The 15,953-nt window shown below is 62.2% G+C and carries 10 protein-coding genes; 5 read left to right on the forward strand and 5 right to left on the reverse strand.

The features are described 5' to 3' along the window. The first annotated feature begins 251 nt into the window (after positions 1-251). Complete coding sequence (gene hisN / locus ACS4RS_RS10965; protein WP_439010941.1) at positions 252-1,025, forward strand: histidinol-phosphatase; 774 nt, start codon at positions 252-254, stop codon at positions 1,023-1,025. Between the two features lie 110 nt (positions 1,026-1,135). Here hisN and ACS4RS_RS10970 read toward each other — a convergent pair whose 3' ends face one another. After that, positions 1,136-2,110 carry an alpha/beta fold hydrolase gene (locus ACS4RS_RS10970; protein ID WP_439010940.1) on the reverse strand — a complete coding sequence of 325 codons (975 nt, stop codon included), beginning with the start codon at positions 2,108-2,110 and terminating at the stop codon, positions 1,136-1,138. Between the two features lie 425 nt (positions 2,111-2,535). Here ACS4RS_RS10970 and ACS4RS_RS10975 point away from each other — a divergent pair, with 425 nt between their 5' ends. After that, the gene (locus ACS4RS_RS10975) at positions 2,536-3,006 is read left to right on the forward strand and encodes an Hsp20 family protein (protein ID WP_439010939.1); all 471 of its coding nucleotides are present in this window, start codon (positions 2,536-2,538) and stop codon (positions 3,004-3,006) included. 64 nt (positions 3,007-3,070) lie between these two features. Here ACS4RS_RS10975 and ACS4RS_RS10980 read toward each other — a convergent pair whose 3' ends face one another. Continuing rightward, positions 3,071-4,075 carry a bile acid:sodium symporter family protein gene (locus tag ACS4RS_RS10980; RefSeq protein ID WP_449313967.1) on the reverse strand — a complete coding sequence of 335 codons (1,005 nt, stop codon included), beginning with the start codon at positions 4,073-4,075 and terminating at the stop codon, positions 3,071-3,073. An 89-nt stretch (positions 4,076-4,164) separates the two neighbouring features. Here ACS4RS_RS10980 and ACS4RS_RS10985 point away from each other — a divergent pair, with 89 nt between their 5' ends. Continuing rightward, the gene (locus ACS4RS_RS10985) at positions 4,165-5,019 is read left to right on the forward strand and encodes a LysR substrate-binding domain-containing protein (RefSeq protein WP_439010937.1); all 855 of its coding nucleotides are present in this window, start codon (positions 4,165-4,167) and stop codon (positions 5,017-5,019) included. A 49-nt stretch (positions 5,020-5,068) separates the two neighbouring features. Here the strand turns inward: ACS4RS_RS10985 and ACS4RS_RS10990 are convergent, their stop codons facing one another. After that, on the reverse strand, positions 5,069-6,121 hold the full coding sequence (locus ACS4RS_RS10990; protein ID WP_439010936.1) for a beta-eliminating lyase-related protein: 1,053 nt from the start codon (positions 6,119-6,121) through the stop codon (positions 5,069-5,071). Between the two features lie 536 nt (positions 6,122-6,657). Here ACS4RS_RS10990 and gltB point away from each other — a divergent pair. After that, positions 6,658-11,382: a glutamate synthase large subunit gene (gltB, locus tag ACS4RS_RS10995; RefSeq protein WP_439010935.1), complete on the forward strand. Its 4,725-nt coding sequence runs from the start codon at positions 6,658-6,660 to the stop codon at positions 11,380-11,382. A 227-nt stretch (positions 11,383-11,609) separates the two neighbouring features. Next, on the forward strand, positions 11,610-13,064 hold the full coding sequence (locus ACS4RS_RS11000) for a glutamate synthase subunit beta (RefSeq protein WP_037072987.1): 1,455 nt from the start codon (positions 11,610-11,612) through the stop codon (positions 13,062-13,064). Positions 13,065-13,253: 189 nt separating this feature from the next. Here ACS4RS_RS11000 and ACS4RS_RS11005 read toward each other — a convergent pair whose 3' ends face one another. Further along, positions 13,254-14,489, reverse strand: coding sequence for a DUF459 domain-containing protein (locus tag ACS4RS_RS11005; protein WP_439010934.1), 1,236 nt, complete (start codon positions 14,487-14,489; stop codon positions 13,254-13,256). A gap of 62 nt (positions 14,490-14,551) precedes the next feature. Continuing rightward, positions 14,552-15,775, reverse strand: coding sequence for a lytic murein transglycosylase (locus ACS4RS_RS11010; protein ID WP_439010933.1), 1,224 nt, complete (start codon positions 15,773-15,775; stop codon positions 14,552-14,554). Between the last annotated feature and the right edge of the window lie 178 nt (positions 15,776-15,953).

A 15,953-nucleotide genomic window follows, 5' to 3' on the forward strand; every position in this document is an offset into this window, starting at 1 on the left:
CGATATTTTCCGGCCGGTCTTCGCGGCCAAAAAAACCGCGCTTATCAGCGCGGCTAAGTCTAGGGAGGAAACACCCAAGGAGGGTATTTACAGTCAGAAGACTGTACGAAGGAGGCTACTATTGCGTTGCACAAATGTCAAGCAATATATTGCGTTGCGATATCTTTGGGCAGATGCCGAAACGCCCGCGTTTGCATTCCCGCTGCTTTTCGCTATGAAAGCACCCACTCCCGCCAGCAAACGGATCGACCATGCTTCCTGACCGCTCGTTCTTCAACCTTCTGGCGGAGGCCGCCAAGGCCGAGACGCTGCCGCGTTTCCGTTCCGGCCTCGACATCACCAACAAGCTTTCCTCAGGATTCGATCCGGTGACGGAGGGTGACCGGGCAGCCGAACTCGCCATCCGGGCGCTGATCGAGGAGAATTTCCCCGACCATGGCATTCTTGGCGAGGAGCACGGCAATATCGGGCTCGACCGCGACTATATCTGGGTGATCGATCCGATCGACGGCACGCGCGCCTTCATATCAGGCTTGCCGGTGTGGGGAACGTTGATCGGCCTGCAGAAAGAGGGCCGAGCGATCATGGGCATGATCGAACAGCCCTTTACCGGCGAGCGTTATTTCGCCGACCAGAACGGTTCGATCTATAGCGGACCGGAGGGCGAACGGCGGCTGGCGACGCGCCAGTGCGAGACGCTTTCGAACGCCATCCTGTTCACTACCTCGCCACATCTCTTCGCCGGTGCTGAAATGGAAAAATACCGGGAGATCGAGGGCCAGGTGCGGCTCTTCCGCTATGGCTGCGACTGCTATGCCTATGCGCTGCTTGCCGCCGGCCATATCGATCTCGTCATCGAAAACAGTCTGAAGCCCTATGACGTCGGCGGCATTATTCCGGTCATCGAAGGGGCGGGCGGCATCATCACCACCTGGGACGGCGGACGGCCTGAGAACGGCGGCTCGATCATCGCCGCCGGCAGCCGGGCCGTCTACGAGCAGGCGATCGCCATCCTGCAGCGCTAAAGCGCGTCGCATCAAATTTGATTCATGCGACGCGCTTTAGCTCTTTGTTTTGATGCATGTCGTTGTCCCGGAACCGCTGCACACTTCCGGGCGACATGCATTAATCCCGCTCACGTGCCGAGGGCGGTGACGTCCTGGTTCTCCTCGGCATCACTGCCGGGAATGAAGGCGTGGAAGGCGGCAAGGGCGGCAGCGCGGTAAGTATCCCGTTCCTGGAGGATCTCGTGACGGGCGCCGTTGATCGGGATCAGCTGGCCGGCGCGGAAATAACGCGAGAGCCGCTCCTGCGCGGTGTAGGGCACCACGCCGTCACGCGTCGGAGCAATGACGATGGTCGGGATCGTGATCGAGAATAGATGGTTGGGCGAGGTGACTCGGTCCATCGTGCGGAAGGCCTCGGTCAGCCAGCGAGCCGTCGGCGGCCCGAGCGTTAGCTCCGGATGGGCCTTCATCATCGCGACATTGCGCTCGAAGCGGGTTTCGTCCGAGGTCAGCGGGTTGTCGCGGAAATCCGGTTCCTTCAGTTTCGAGGTCAGCGGCAAGGAACCAAGACCGATTGCCGTCAACGTGCCGGCCAGGGCGCGGATGACGCGGGGCGAGGCCGACTGGCCGGTCAGGCCGATAAAGGGCGCCGACAGCACCATGCGATCGATACGGGTGTTGAGATAAGGCGCGGCCGACAGCGCGATCAGCCCGCCTGTGGAATGGGCGAGCAGGTAGAAGGGCAGGCGAGTATCCGGCAGCACCACCTTTTCGAGGAAGGTGTCGAGATCACGCTCGTAATCAACGAAGCGGCGGATGTGGCCGTGGTTGCGGCGCTTCAGCAGCCGCGCCGAACCGCCCTGGCCGCGCATATCGAAGGTGGCGACCCAAAGACCTTTGGCCGTCAGGTCGCGGATCGTCTCGAAATATTTCTCGATATATTCGTTGCGGCCGTGCAGGATCACGACCGTGCCTTTGGCGACCTGGGCGCCGGCGCGGAAAACGGCGTAACGCAGCCGGTGGCCATCATGGGTTTCGAAGAACCCTTCCGTGCGGTTTTCCGGGGCGGGATTGTCGGGCGTCGAATAGAGAACCTGATCCATGACTTTGCCAATGCGCCGCTGCTGTCTGCTTCGCATCAGGGATAACGCATGGCACCCGGCTTGGAAAGCGGCGGCGTCCGCAAGGCTGCAGAGCGCGAAAAGGGCCGGCAGGAGCATGAGGGTGCTCACAGCCGGCCGAGTTTGAGGCTGAAGAAGAAGGGACGATGCACTTCAGCCATCGGGACGAGATTCACCCGACGCTGCGATCTCTAGGCGGCGGCGCCTGAATGCGCTCCGAACCGGCCGTTCATGCGGGGTTCACGGGGCCAGCCGGGCGATTTCGGGAGGGTCTTGAACTCGTCGAATCCCATCACCATCTCCTCTCTGCGGGTGCCGATGAGGGCCCGCGCAACCGTCCGGAGACCGCCAAAGATGGGGTTTCAGGGGCATTTTATCGCAACACGTCGCTTCCACAGGAGGACATCATGCGTCACGTAGACTTCTCTCCCCTTTATCGCTCGACCGTCGGTTTCGACCGGCTCTTCACCATGCTCGACAGCCTCGCCCAGCCGGAGCAGGCCCAGACCTATCCGCCCTATAATATCGAGCGCACCGGTGAAAACACCTATCGGATCACCATGGCGGTTGCCGGTTTCGACGAGACTGAACTTTCGATCGAAGCGCACGCCCATGTGCTGTCCGTGAAGGGTGAAAAGGCCGAGGAACCTGCCGAAAACGGCGAATTCCTCTATCGCGGCATCGCCAAGCGCGCCTTCGAGCGCCGCTTCCAGCTTGCCGACCATGTCGAGGTGACTGCCGCTTCGCTGAAGAACGGCCTGCTGCATATCGACCTTCTGCGCAACATTCCCGAGGCCATGAAGCCTCGCAAGATTACGATTGCCGCAGAGCCGGTCGAGGCTCCCAAGGCCATCGAGGCGCAGGTCATCAACGGCTAATCACATCCCTTAAGAAAAAAACGGCGCCCCGATCGGGGCGCCGTTTTTTATTGCGGCAATAGGTTCAGGCCGGGCTGGCGGCTTCGTCTATTTCCTTTTCCGTTGCGCGGCGGGCCGCGGCGGCGGCATATTTCTGGGCGATGACGGCGCAGACCATCAGCTGGATCTGATGGAAGAGCATCAGCGGCAGCACGATCGCGCCAATCGACTGGCCTGAAAAGATGACATTTGCCATCGGTACACCGCTTGCGAGGCTCTTCTTCGAGCCGCAGAAGGTGATGGTGATCTCGTCGGCCTTATTGAAGCCGAGCTTGCGGCTGCCGAACATCGTCAGCGCCAGCACGATTCCAAGGAGAACCATATCGGCGACGATGACGACGGCGATATCGGCGATCGAGAAGGTGTGCCACAGGCCCTCGACCACCGCCGTCGAGAAGGCGAGATAGACGACCATCAGGATCGAGCCGCGGTCGACGGGCATCAGGATCTTCTTCTTGGCGCGAATCCAGTCGCCGATCCAGGGCTGCAGGATCTGGCCGACGATGAAGGGGGCAAGCAGTTGCAGCAGGATCTGCTGCAGTGCGTCGAAAGAGAATCCGCCATGGCCGCCGACGGAAAAGAGCAGGCCGACCAGCAGCGGCGTCAGGAACATGCCGAAAATGTTGGAGGCCGAAGCCGAGCAGATGGCGGCGGGCACGTTGCCGCCGGCCATCGAGGTGAAGGCGATCGACGACTGCACCGTCGACGGCAGTACGCAGAGGAAGAGAATGCCGAGGTAGAGCGGCTGCGGCAGGATCGTGTCGGGGAGGAAGCCGAGGCCGAGACCAAGCAATGGGAAGATGCCGAAGGTCGTCAGCAGGATGACGAGATGCAGGCGCCAGTGCAACAGGCCTGCTATGACGACATCACGCGAAAGACGGGCGCCGTGCAGAAAGAACAGCGCGGCGATGGCAAGATCGGTGGCGATGCCGAAATAGCCTGCGAATGTGCCGCTCGCCGGAAACAGCGAGGCGAGAATAACGGTGCAGACCAGCAGGATCGTAAAGGTGTCGGGCAGAAAGCGGCGCATAACGGTCTCGCGGCGTGACAGATAATCATTGTTTTGTCGTCCATTATGATCCACGATGCAAGAAATAACAGTTATCAAGAAACAGGATCATGCTGGACCTTTCGCAACTGCGCAGTTTCGTCGCCGTCGAACAGATGGGCAGCTTTACGCTGGCGGCGGAGAGGCTCGGCCTTGGCCAGTCGACGGTCAGCCAGCACATCCAGCGGCTGGAGGCAGCCCTCGGGCGCAAGCTCCTGGCACGTGACACGCATAAGGTCATTTTAACCGGCGATGGCGAGGCGCTGCTGTCGCATGCGCGCAGCATGCTTTCGATCGAAGGGCAGGTGCAGTCGCTGTTTCGAGGCAACAGCCTGCGCGGCAGCCTGCGGCTTGGCGTATCTGAGGATTTCGTCACCAGCCAACTGCCGGCCGTGCTGGAAGATTTCGTTCGTTCACATCCCTCCGTCGATCTGGAGCTGACGGTGGCGCTATCCGGCGTGCTATACGAGATGCAGGACAATGGCGAGATTGATCTGGTGCTCGCCAAACGCCGGCTCGGCGATGCCCGCGGAAAACTCGTCTATCAAGAGCCGCTCGTCTGGCTGGCGCGCGATCCCGAACGTGTGCTCGCCTTCGGCCCTTTGCCGCTGATCGCCTTTCCGCCGCCGAGCGTCACACGGGCGATCGCGCTGGAAGCGCTGGCGCGAAATGGCGTGGCGTGGCGGATCGTCTGCACCTGTGGGAGCCTCAGCGGGTTGACGGCGGCGGCGCGGGCCGGGATGGGCGTGCTGGTGCAGCCGCGCAGCATGGCGCCTTCGGGGCTGAAAGAGATCGCCGCGGCAAAACTTCCAATGCTGGAGGACGTGGAATTCGTGCTGGTGCCGCGCAAAGGGGCAGATCAGGCGCTGGTCGCTGCCCTTTCAGACGATATTCTGCAGAAGGTGAGAAGGCTGGTGTCGGTGTGAGCCGCGGCCGTCGCCGAAAGGCCCGCCGGAGGCAGGCCTCGGAAGGCGGTCAGGCGGCCAGGCATTTCAGGAAACCATCCACGTCCGCTTCCGTCGTCGCGAAGCTGGTGACGAGGCGGATCAGGGTTTCGTTTTCGGAAACCAGTTCGGGCGTTGCCGCCGGGACCGGCCATTCGTAGAATTTTGCGCCCTTTTCCTCGGCGGCTTTTGCCGCATGTTTGCTGACCACGGCAAAGACTTCATTGGAAGCGGTCGGCCAGGCGAGGCGGGCGGCGTTGCTGGCGCCGATACCGGCGCGCAGGCGGCCGGCCATGCTGTTGGAATGACGGGCGAGATCGAGCCAGAGGCCGTGTTCGAAATAAGCATCGAACTGGGCGGCAATGAAACGCGATTTGGAGAAAAGCTGGGCGGCGCGCTTGCGGATGAAAGGCATTTCCCGGGCGTGATCGGGATCGAAGAAGACGATCGCTTCCGCGCACCAGCAGCCGTTCTTGGTGCCGCCGAAGGACAGCATGTCGACGCCGCGCTTCCAGGTCATTTCGGCCGGCGTCGCGCCGAGCGCGATCAGTGCGTTGGCAAAACGGGCGCCGTCCATGTGGAGCGGCAGGTTGCGTTTCCTTGCTATGGCGGCGATCTCACCGATCTCGGGAAGGGAATAGACGGTGCCGATCTCGGTTGCCTGGGTGATCGTCACTGCGCTGGCGCGTCCGTGGCGGAGCGCGTTCTCCGGAAAGTGTGCGATTTTTGCGGAAAGCTTGGCCGGATCGATCTTGCCGGCTTCGCCGTCGACGGCGGCGAGGCGGGCGGAGCCGGAGAAAAACTCGGGCGCCCCGCATTCGTCCTCGATCACATGTGCCTCCGAATGGCAGAAGGTGATGCCGCCGGGGCGCTGGACGCTTGCCAGCGACAGGGAGTTGGCGGCGGTGCCGGTGGCGACGAAGAATACCGAAACCTCGCGCTCGAAGACCTCGGAGAAACGGGCCTCGACCTTCTTATCGAGATCGCCGGCGCCATAAGCGGCGGCAAAACCGGCCGATTCCGCCATCAGACGCTCGGCAATGGATCTATGGGCGCCGGCCCAATTATCGGAAGCAAAGAACATGAGGGGAACCGTTGAAAAGGAAGGGTTTGGCAGGGCCGAGGCTGAGATTACGCCAAAGCTTCACAGGATCAAGGCTGTTACCCATGACACATCACAGAAATTGAACTACGCAATCAATAAACAAAATGTATGCTTTTGGCGTAATTTTATTTCGCAGGGGCGACTGATCCGGTAATCTTCCGTCGCAAGTTGACGTTTTTTGAGGGCGCGCTCTTGCGGACCCGAATGCTTTCTGGCATAGAGCAGATGAATTAGGACAGTGTTGCTGTCCTATTTTGGCCAGAACGGCCGAGGAGACGCCGAAAGCCCTGGAACGAACGGGCTTTCACGCTATAGTTCTTCCGAGCGCCAAGCCTTAAGGGCGGCGCGCGGAGGCGAATGGCAGGCGCGGAACGCGACGGTTTGCTTTCCTTGATAAGCAGATCTCTGCGGCCGATCTTCACCATGCAACAGCGCTGTCATGCGCCGGACCTATTTTGGTTGCGGCACAGGACGAAAAGCCGCCCGCGGCTCCGCGGGATTCGACAGGAGGAAAGATGATGACGAAGACGCCATCCATGGAATTTGACCGGTTCGCTGCTGCTAAGGTGCGCGCCACGGCCAATACGTCCAAATCCGCCTCCGGCCTGCCGAAGAAACAAGGCCTTTACGACCCGCGCAACGAACATGATGCCTGCGGCGTCGGCTTCGTCGCGCATATGAAGGGCCAGAAGTCACACCAGATCGTCGAGGACGGCTTGTTCATCCTCGAGAACCTGACGCATCGCGGCGCCGTCGGCGCCGATCCGCTGATGGGCGACGGGGCCGGCATCCTGGTGCAGATCCCCGACCGGTTCTTCCGCGAGGAAATGGCCGCGCAGGGCATCACCCTGCCGCCGGCCGGCGAGTATGGCGTCGGCCATATCTTCATGCCGCGCGATGAAAGGCAGATCGAGCACTTCAAGAAGGTGATCAAGGATGTCGTCACCGAGGAAGGCCAGGTCCTCATCGGCTTTCGTGACGTGCCAGTCGACAATTCCTCGCTCTCCAAGGCGCCGGCGATTGCCGCCACCGAGCCGCATCACGTGCAGGTCTTCATCGGCGCCGGCGAGGATGCCGAAAACAACGACGAGTTCGAGCGTCGGCTGTTCACCCTGCGCAAGGTGATCTCCAACCGCATCTATGACGAGTTCGACGGCGAAGAGAGCAATTTCTATCCGGTGTCGCTGTCGTCGGCGACGGTGGTCTATAAGGGCATGTTCCTGGCCTATCAGGTCGGCGCCTATTACAAGGACCTAACCGACCCGCGTTTCGAAAGCGCGGTCGCCCTGGTGCATCAGCGCTTCTCGACCAACACCTTCCCGTCGTGGAAGCTCGCGCATCCCTACCGCATGGTCGCTCATAACGGCGAAATCAACACGCTGCGCGGCAATGTCAACTGGATGGCGGCGCGCCAGGCCTCGGTCTCCTCACCGCTGTTCGGCGAGGATATCTCCAAACTCTGGCCGATCTCCTATGAAGGGCAGTCCGATACGGCCTGCTTCGACAATGCGCTCGAATTCCTGGTGCGCGGCGGTTATTCGATGGCGCATGCGGTGATGATGCTGATCCCGGAAGCCTGGGCCGGCAACCAGTCGATGGCTCCAGAACGCAAGGCCTTCTACGAATATCACGCCGCCCTGATGGAGCCCTGGGACGGGCCGGCTGCCGTTGCCTTCACCGACGGCAAGCAGATCGGCGCGACGCTCGACCGCAACGGCCTGCGGCCGGCGCGCTACCTCGTCACCGATGACGACCGCGTCATCATGGCGTCGGAAGCGGGGGTCTTGCCGGTTCCGGAGGAGAAGATCATCCAGAAGTGGCGCCTGCAGCCCGGCAAGATGCTGCTGATCGATATGGAAGAAGGCCGCATCATCTCCGACGACGAGGTGAAGTCGGAGCTTGCGACGGCGCATCCCTATCGCAGTTGGCTCGGCCGCACCCAACTGATCCTCGAAGAACTGAAGCCGGTGGAGCCGCGGGCGCTGCGCCGCGACGTGTCGCTGCTCGACCGTCAGCAGGCCTTCGGCTACACGCTTGAAGATACCCGCATCCTGATGTCGCCAATGGCGACGACGGGCCAGGAGGCGATCGGTTCGATGGGCACGGATACGCCGATCTCGGCGATGTCGGAAAAGCCGAAGCTGCTCTACACCTATTTCAAGCAGAACTTCGCGCAGGTGACGAACCCGCCGATCGATCCGATCCGCGAGGAACTGGTGATGAGCCTCGTCTCCTTCATCGGCCCGCGGCCGAACATTCTCGATCATGAAGGGGCGGCGAACGCCAAGCGTCTCGAAGTGCGCCAGCCGATCCTGACCAATGGCGATCTCGAAAAGATCCGCTCGATCGGCCATACGGAAGACCGCTTCGACACCAAGACGCTGGATTTTACCTATGATATCGAGCGCGGCGCGGCGGGCATGCCTGAGATGCTCGACCGGCTCTGCGAGCGCGCGGAAGCCGCCGTCAAGGGCGGCTACAACATCATCGTGCTCTCCGACCGCCAGATCGGGCCTGATCGAATCGCCATTCCAGCCCTGCTTGCCACAGCGGCGGTGCACCATCACCTGATCCGCAAGGGGCTTCGCACCTCGGTCGGTCTCGTCGTCGAGACCGGCGAACCACGCGAGGTCCATCATTTCTGCCTGCTTGCCGGCTACGGCGCCGAGGCGATCAATCCGTACCTCGCCTTCGACACGCTGCTCGACATGCATGCCAAGGGCGAGTTCCCGAAGGAAGTGGATGCCACCGAAGTCGTCTACCGCTACATCAAGGCGGTCGGCAAAGGCATCCTCAAGGTCATGTCGAAGATGGGCATCTCGACCTATCAGTCCTATTGCGGTGCGCAGATCTTCGATGCGATCGGCCTGCAGTCGGAGTTCATCGACAAGTATTTCTTCGGCACCGCGACGATGATCGAAGGCGTCGGCCTCGAGGCGATCGCGGCGGAGACGGTCGACCGCCATAACGCTGCCTTCGGCACGGATCCGCTGCTGGCCACGACGCTCGACATCGGCGGCGAATATGCCTACCGCATGCGTGGCGAAAGCCATGCGTGGACGCCTGATGCCGTCGCCGCTCTTCAGCATGCGGTGCGCGGCAATGCCGAGGACCGCTACCGCGAATTCGCCGATATGGTGAACGCTTCGGCGCTGCGCATGAACACGATCCGCGGGCTCTTCAATGTCAAGAACGCCGAGGCGCTCGGCCGCAAGCCGGTTTCGATCGACGAGGTCGAGCCGGCGGCCGATATCGTCAGGCGTTTCTCGACGGGTGCGATGTCCTTCGGCTCGATCTCGCGTGAGGCGCATACGACGCTGGCGATCGCCATGAACCGGATCGGCGGCAAGTCGAACACCGGTGAGGGCGGCGAGGAGTCCGACCGCTATATGCCGCTCTCCGACGGTTCGATGAACCCGGAACGTTCGGCGATCAAGCAGATCGCCTCGGGCCGTTTCGGCGTCACCACCGAATATCTCGTCAATGCCGATGTGTTGCAGATCAAGGTGGCGCAGGGCGCTAAGCCCGGCGAAGGCGGCCAGCTGCCGGGTCACAAGGTGGATGCGACAGTTGCCAAGACCCGCCACTCGACGCCGGGTGTCGGCCTGATCTCGCCGCCGCCGCACCACGACATCTACTCGATCGAGGATCTGGCGCAGCTGATCTACGATCTGAAGAACGTCAACCCGACCGCGGATGTCTCGGTCAAGTTGGTCTCCGAAGTCGGCGTCGGCACTGTTGCTGCCGGCGTTGCCAAGGCACGCGCTGACCACATCACCGTCGCAGGCTTCGACGGCGGCACGGGTGCGTCGCCGCTGACCTCGCTGAAACATGCCGGCAGCCCTTGGGAAATCGGTCTTGCCGAGACCCAACAGACGCTGGTGCTGAATGGCTTGCGGTCGCGCGTCGCGCTACAGGTGGATGGCGGTCTGAAGACTGGTCGCGACGTCATCATCGGGGCGCTGCTGGGGGCCGATGAATTCGGCTTCGCCACCGCGCCGCTGATTGCGGCCGGTTGCATCATGATGCGCAAGTGCCATCTCAACACCTGTCCGGTCGGCGTGGCGACACAGGATCCGGTGCTGCGCAAGCGCTTCAAGGGTACGCCTGAGCACGTCATCAACTACTTCTTCTTCGTTGCCAACGAAGTGCGCGAGATTCTCGCCTCGCTCGGGTTCACCCGGCTCGACGAGATCATCGGCGCCTCGGAGCTTCTGGAGAAGGACGAGATGCTGGCGCACTGGAAGGCCAATGGTCTCGACTTCAGCCGCATCTTCCACAAGGTCGACGCCGCTAAGGAAGAGACTTTCTGGACGAGCCGGCAGCAGCACCCGATCGACGATATTCTCGACCGCGTGCTGATTGCGCGGGCTGAGCCTGCGCTGGCCGACAAGTCGCCCGTCGCCTTTGAGGTCGGCATCAAGAACGTCGACCGTTCGGCCGGTGCGATGCTGTCCGGCGAAGTCGCCAAGCGTTACCGCCATCGCGGGCTGAAGGAAGACACGATCAATGTGACGCTTCGCGGCACGGCCGGCCAGAGCTTCGGCGCCTTCCTGGCGCGCGGCATCACCTTCAACCTGATCGGCGACGGCAACGACTATGTCGGCAAGGGGCTTTCGGGCGGCAAGATTATCATCCGGCCGCCAGAGAATTCGCGGATCGTCGCCGAAAACTCGATCATCGTCGGCAACACCGTGCTTTACGGTGCGACCGAGGGCGAATGCTACTTCCGCGGCGTGGCTGGCGAACGGTTCGCCGTGCGCAATTCGGGTGCGATCGCCATCGTCGAAGGTGTCGGCGACCATGGCTGCGAATATATGACCGGCGGCGTCGTCGTCGTGCTCGGCGCGACGGGCCGCAACTTCGCGGCCGGCATGTCCGGCGGTGTCGCTTACGTACTCGACGAAACAGGCGATTTCGCCAGCCGCTGCAACATGGCGATGGTCGAACTCGAGCCGGTGCCAGAGGAGGACGACATGCTGGAGAAGCTGCATCATCATGGCGGCGATCTCATGCACAAGGGACGTGTCGACGTCTCTGGCGACATGACCCGCCATGACGAAGAGCGCCTCTACCAGCTGATCTCCAACCATCTGCACTATACGGGTTCCACCCGCGCCAAGCAGATCCTCGACAGCTGGGCCGACTACCGCCCGAAATTCCGCAAGGTCATGCCGGTCGAATACCGTCGCGCGCTCGAGGAAATGGAGCGCAGCCGGATTGGCATTGCCGCGGAATGAAGTGCACCGGGACAGCCGTCATCCGCCGACCTGATGCGGCGGATGACGGCAACCTCCCGATGACCCCGTGACGATCAAGCCGACGGCGGAAAGCCGTCCAGATCGCGCGGATGTTTCAGAGGACATGTTCCAATGACGGTCAAGAGAAGCAACTTGCCCCGGTTACCGGGACTGACGATAGACAGATTGGCTGCGGTGAGGCGGTCATGAGGGTAAGGGACGAAGATATGGGTAAGGTAACAGGGTTTCTGGAAATCGACCGGCAGGTGGCGAAGTATCAGCCGGCGTCGGATCGTATCCGCCATTTCCGTGAGTTCACGATCCCGATGTCGGACCCGGAAGTACAGAAACAGGCTGCGCGCTGCATGGACTGTGGCATCCCCTATTGTCACGGCCCGACGGGCTGCCCTGTGCACAACCAGATCCCCGACTGGAACGACCTCGTCTATAACAACAACTGGGAAGCGGCGATCCAGAACCTGCATTCGACCAACAACTTCCCGGAGTTCACCGGCCGCGTATGCCCGGCGCCCTGCGAAGAAGCCTGCACTTTGAATCTCGAAGACGCGCCTGTTGCCATCAAGACGGTCGAACAGGCGATCGCCGACAAGGCCTATGAGCTCGGCTTCATCCGGCCGCAGCCGGCCACGGTTCATACCGGCAAGAAGGTTGCGGTGATCGGCTCGGGTCCCGCCGGCATGGCGGCTGCCCAGCAGCTCGGCCGCGCCGGCCACGAGGTGCATGTTTACGAGCGCGAGACCAAGCCGGGCGGCCTGCTGCGCTACGGTATTCCCGACTTCAAGATGGAGAAGAATTTCATCGACCGCCGCGTCGAGCAGATGAAGGGCGAGGGTGTCACCTTCCATTGCGGCGCCAATGTCGGCGTCGACGTCAAGGTCGAGCAGCTGCTCGCCGATCACGACGCCGTTCTCTATTGCGGCGGCTCCGAGACGCCGCGCGAGGCCGGCATTCCGGGCACTGACCTTGCCGGCGTGCATGATGCCATGCCCTATCTGGTGCAGCAGAACCGCCGCGTCGGGCGCGAGAACATCGACAGCGTCGGCTGGCCGTCGGATCCGATCCTTGCCGGCGCCAAACATATCGTCGTCGTTGGCGGCGGTGACACGGCTTCGGACTGCGTCGGCACGGCGTTCCGTCAGGGCGCCGTCAAGGTCACCCAGCTCGACATCCGGCCGCAGCCGCCGGAGAAGGAAGACAAGCTCGCCGTCTGGCCCTTCTGGGCAACGAAGATGCGCACCTCGTCCTCGCAGGCTGAGGGCGCCGTGCGCGAATTCCAGGTGGCGACACTCGAATTCGTCGGCGAAGACGGCGTGCTGACCGGGGTCAAATGCTGCGAGGTCGATGAGCGCCGTCGGCCGGTTCCAGGCACGGAATTCGTCATCCGCGCCGATCTCGCCTTCATCGCCATCGGTTTCCGCGGCCCGTTCACGACAAGCGTGCTGAAGGAACTCGAGGGAAAGCTGACGCTCAACACCGACAAGCGCGGCTCGACCAATGTCGTCGCCAACGACCGCGACTACAAGACGTCGGTCGACAAGTTCTGGACGGCAGGCGACGTGCGCCGCGGTCAGTCGCTGGTGGTCTGGGCAATCCGCGAAGGCCGCCAGGCGGCGCGCGCCATCGACGAGGCATTGATGGGCTCGACCGTTCTGCCGAACTGACCGCAGGCCGCATAGAGATCCCGAGACAAGAACTCCGCCCTTCCGGCGGAGTTTTTTGTTTGGGATATGCGCTGGGTGCGACCGCTTGACGCGTCGATATCCACTGTAAGCCTCAAGCAATGCGGGGAAGCTGGCCGCGGGCGGCGGCGACGTAAACGGAATGAAGCGGAAGCCTGCCGCGTCGACTTTTCATTTGACCGAGACTTCGGCCGGCGTCTTTGCCGCAGGCAAGCGGTAATCGTCGACGCGGCCGGGCGGCGCGGGCGTCATCTCGCCCTGCTCGACCAGGAGGTCGCGGGGCGACTTGGTCAAAGTCATTGGCGGGGGCCTTGCGCCGAGAAGCTCGGCGCCGCCATCGAGATTGGGATCGGAGAGGCTGATCGGCACGGTGTGTTCGACCGGATTGGTGGGAAGGCCGAGGCCCGGCAGATTGCTTTCGTCCAGGCGGACCAGATCCGGGCTTGCCTGGGTGCCGAGAATGCGGCGGGCGGGCTTTTCCACATAGAAGGCGAGCTTGCGCCGGCCGGCCTGCGTGAGGTTGATGCCGTCGGAGGTGCGCAGGCGCACCTGCTGACCGTTCACATCCGAGCCGGTGACGATGAAGTTGCTGTTTTCATCGACGAAACCATCCCAGATATCGACGAATTCGCCGCCGATGCTTTCGACCTGGTTGCGGTAAAGCTGGTTCATCTGGACGGCATCGGCCGTCATCTGGTCGGATTCGAAGGCGGGAAGGCCGACCCAGAGCAGCGGGATCTTGCGGTCGGTTACTTCTCTGCCGAAGGAGAGGACGCGACGGCGGTATTCGCTAAACCAGCCGTCGGTGCGGAACTTCTCCTTGTCGGTATCGGTCACCATCTGCTGGCGGTCGTTGGCGCCGATCATGACGACGACCATTGCCGGCTTCAGCTCGTCGATCATCTTCGGCAGCTGTTCCGGCCAGTCGTAATAATCGTCGCGGACAAGACCGGATGAGACGTTGCCGCGGGCTTCGACGACGACCCCCGGCGAAGTCTCGAAGGCCGCGGTCAGGCCGTCGCCGAGGCCGCTGGCCAGGAAATCGCCGACGATCAGGATCTTCTTGGCGTCGCCGAGCTTCTGCACGACCGGCTCCTCCTGCACGGGCGCGCGGATCGGTGGCGCAGTACGGGTGTTGACGACGGCTTTCTGCGGCGGCGGGCGCTTGCGCTGCTGGCGCCGCGGTTGCGGGACGTCAGGCGCCTGCGGCCCGTCGTCGAGGTAGCGCCGGCCGAGGAAGAAATCGAGGATCGAACGGCGCTGGTAGCGCTGCTCCTGGGCTTCCGCCATATGCACCGGCGCAAGCGCGCCAAGGCATAGCGAAACCGCCGCCAGGGCGAGCACGAGCCAACGGATTGGGGTCCGGTCAGTTTTCTTCGTCATGGGCAGTTCCGCATCTGCCGGCATTTTGCACGCAGGACAGGCCAGCGTCCACACCCGCTCTTATCTAGGTCACGATTCCGCCGCTTCTAGCGACGAAGGGCGTTCAGAAGCGGCAATGAGGGCTCGCCGTCCGGCTGCATGCCGATGCGCGACTGCACCGCCGATATCGCCGCCTTCGAACCCGAGCCGAAATTGCCGTCGACCTCGCCATTGTAATAACCGAGCGTCTTCAGACGGGTCTGCAGCTCGAACTTCTCGGTGATGTCGAGGGCGCCGTCCGGGCGCGGCCAGCGCTGCTGCATGCCGCCGTAGCCGGCGATCTGATCGGCAAGCAGGCCGACGGCAAGTGCATAGCTGTCCGACGCATTGTAGTTCTTGATGGTGAAGAAGTTGGCGGTCATCAGGAAGCCTGGGCCACTGGGCCCGGCCGGCATTTTCAGTACGGCCTTGGTACCGCTCTCGCGGAAGGCCTTGCCGTTCGGGCGGGTCAGGCCGAGGGCTGTCCATTGGGCGAGCGTATGGGTCTTGCCGATCTGCTTGGCGGCTGCAGCGGGAACGACAACCTCGTAGCCCCAGGTCTTGCCGGTGTCCCAGCCGTTCTTCATCAGCAGATTGGCCGAGGTCGCCAGCGCATCGGGCACCGAGTTCCAGATGTCACGATGGCCGTTGCCGTCGGCATCGACGGCATAAAGCAGGTAGCTTGTCGGAATGAACTGGGTGTGGCCCATGGCACCGGCCCAGGAGCCGGTCATCTCGCGTGCCGGCACGTCGCCGTTCTGCAGGATTTTCAACGCAGCGATCAGCTGCTTCTTGGCGAATTTGGCGCGGCTCGGATCGGCATAACCAAGCGTCGCCAGTGCGCGCGGCACGTAATGCAGCCGGTCGTCCTTGTCGAGGATGGCGCCGTAATTCGATTCCATCGACCAGATGGCGAGCAGAATGGTCTTGTCGACGCCGAATCGCTGTTGGATCGCAGCGAGCGTTCTGGCGTGCTTGGCTGCCATCTCGCGGCCGATCTTGACCGTATAGGGATTGACGCGGGAATCGACATAGTCCCAGATTTTCGAAGTGAATTCCGGCTGGTAAGCCGCCTTTTCGAGCACGGTCGGATCGGGCTCGCTCACCCCGGAAAAGGCCTTTTGATAGGTTGCCTTACTGATGCCACTCTGAGCGGCAGTTTGGTAAAAATCCGCGATCCATTTCTGGAACCGGGAATCGGCTTTCGCGTTGTCAGGAACCAGCCCAACCTGGGCGGCGACAATGAGGGCGAGAGCAAGACCACGAAGGGAGTATTTGTGATTCTGGGCCATCGACAATCGTATCCGTCATCTTCAGTTTGCGGTGCAGCGGGGCATCATGTCCGCCCAGACCCGAGACTACAGGAACGGAGTCAACAAATTCTTTACCATGGCGATCCGCTGCGGTCACCATTTGCAAAACAGTAGCAATTCTATACTAGTTAAAGCTAAAAAGCTCCATTTCCAAAGC

This window comes from Rhizobium sp. F40D2 (assembly GCF_051810745.2).
In the GTDB taxonomy this organism is placed as follows: Bacteria; Pseudomonadota; Alphaproteobacteria; order Rhizobiales; family Rhizobiaceae; genus Rhizobium.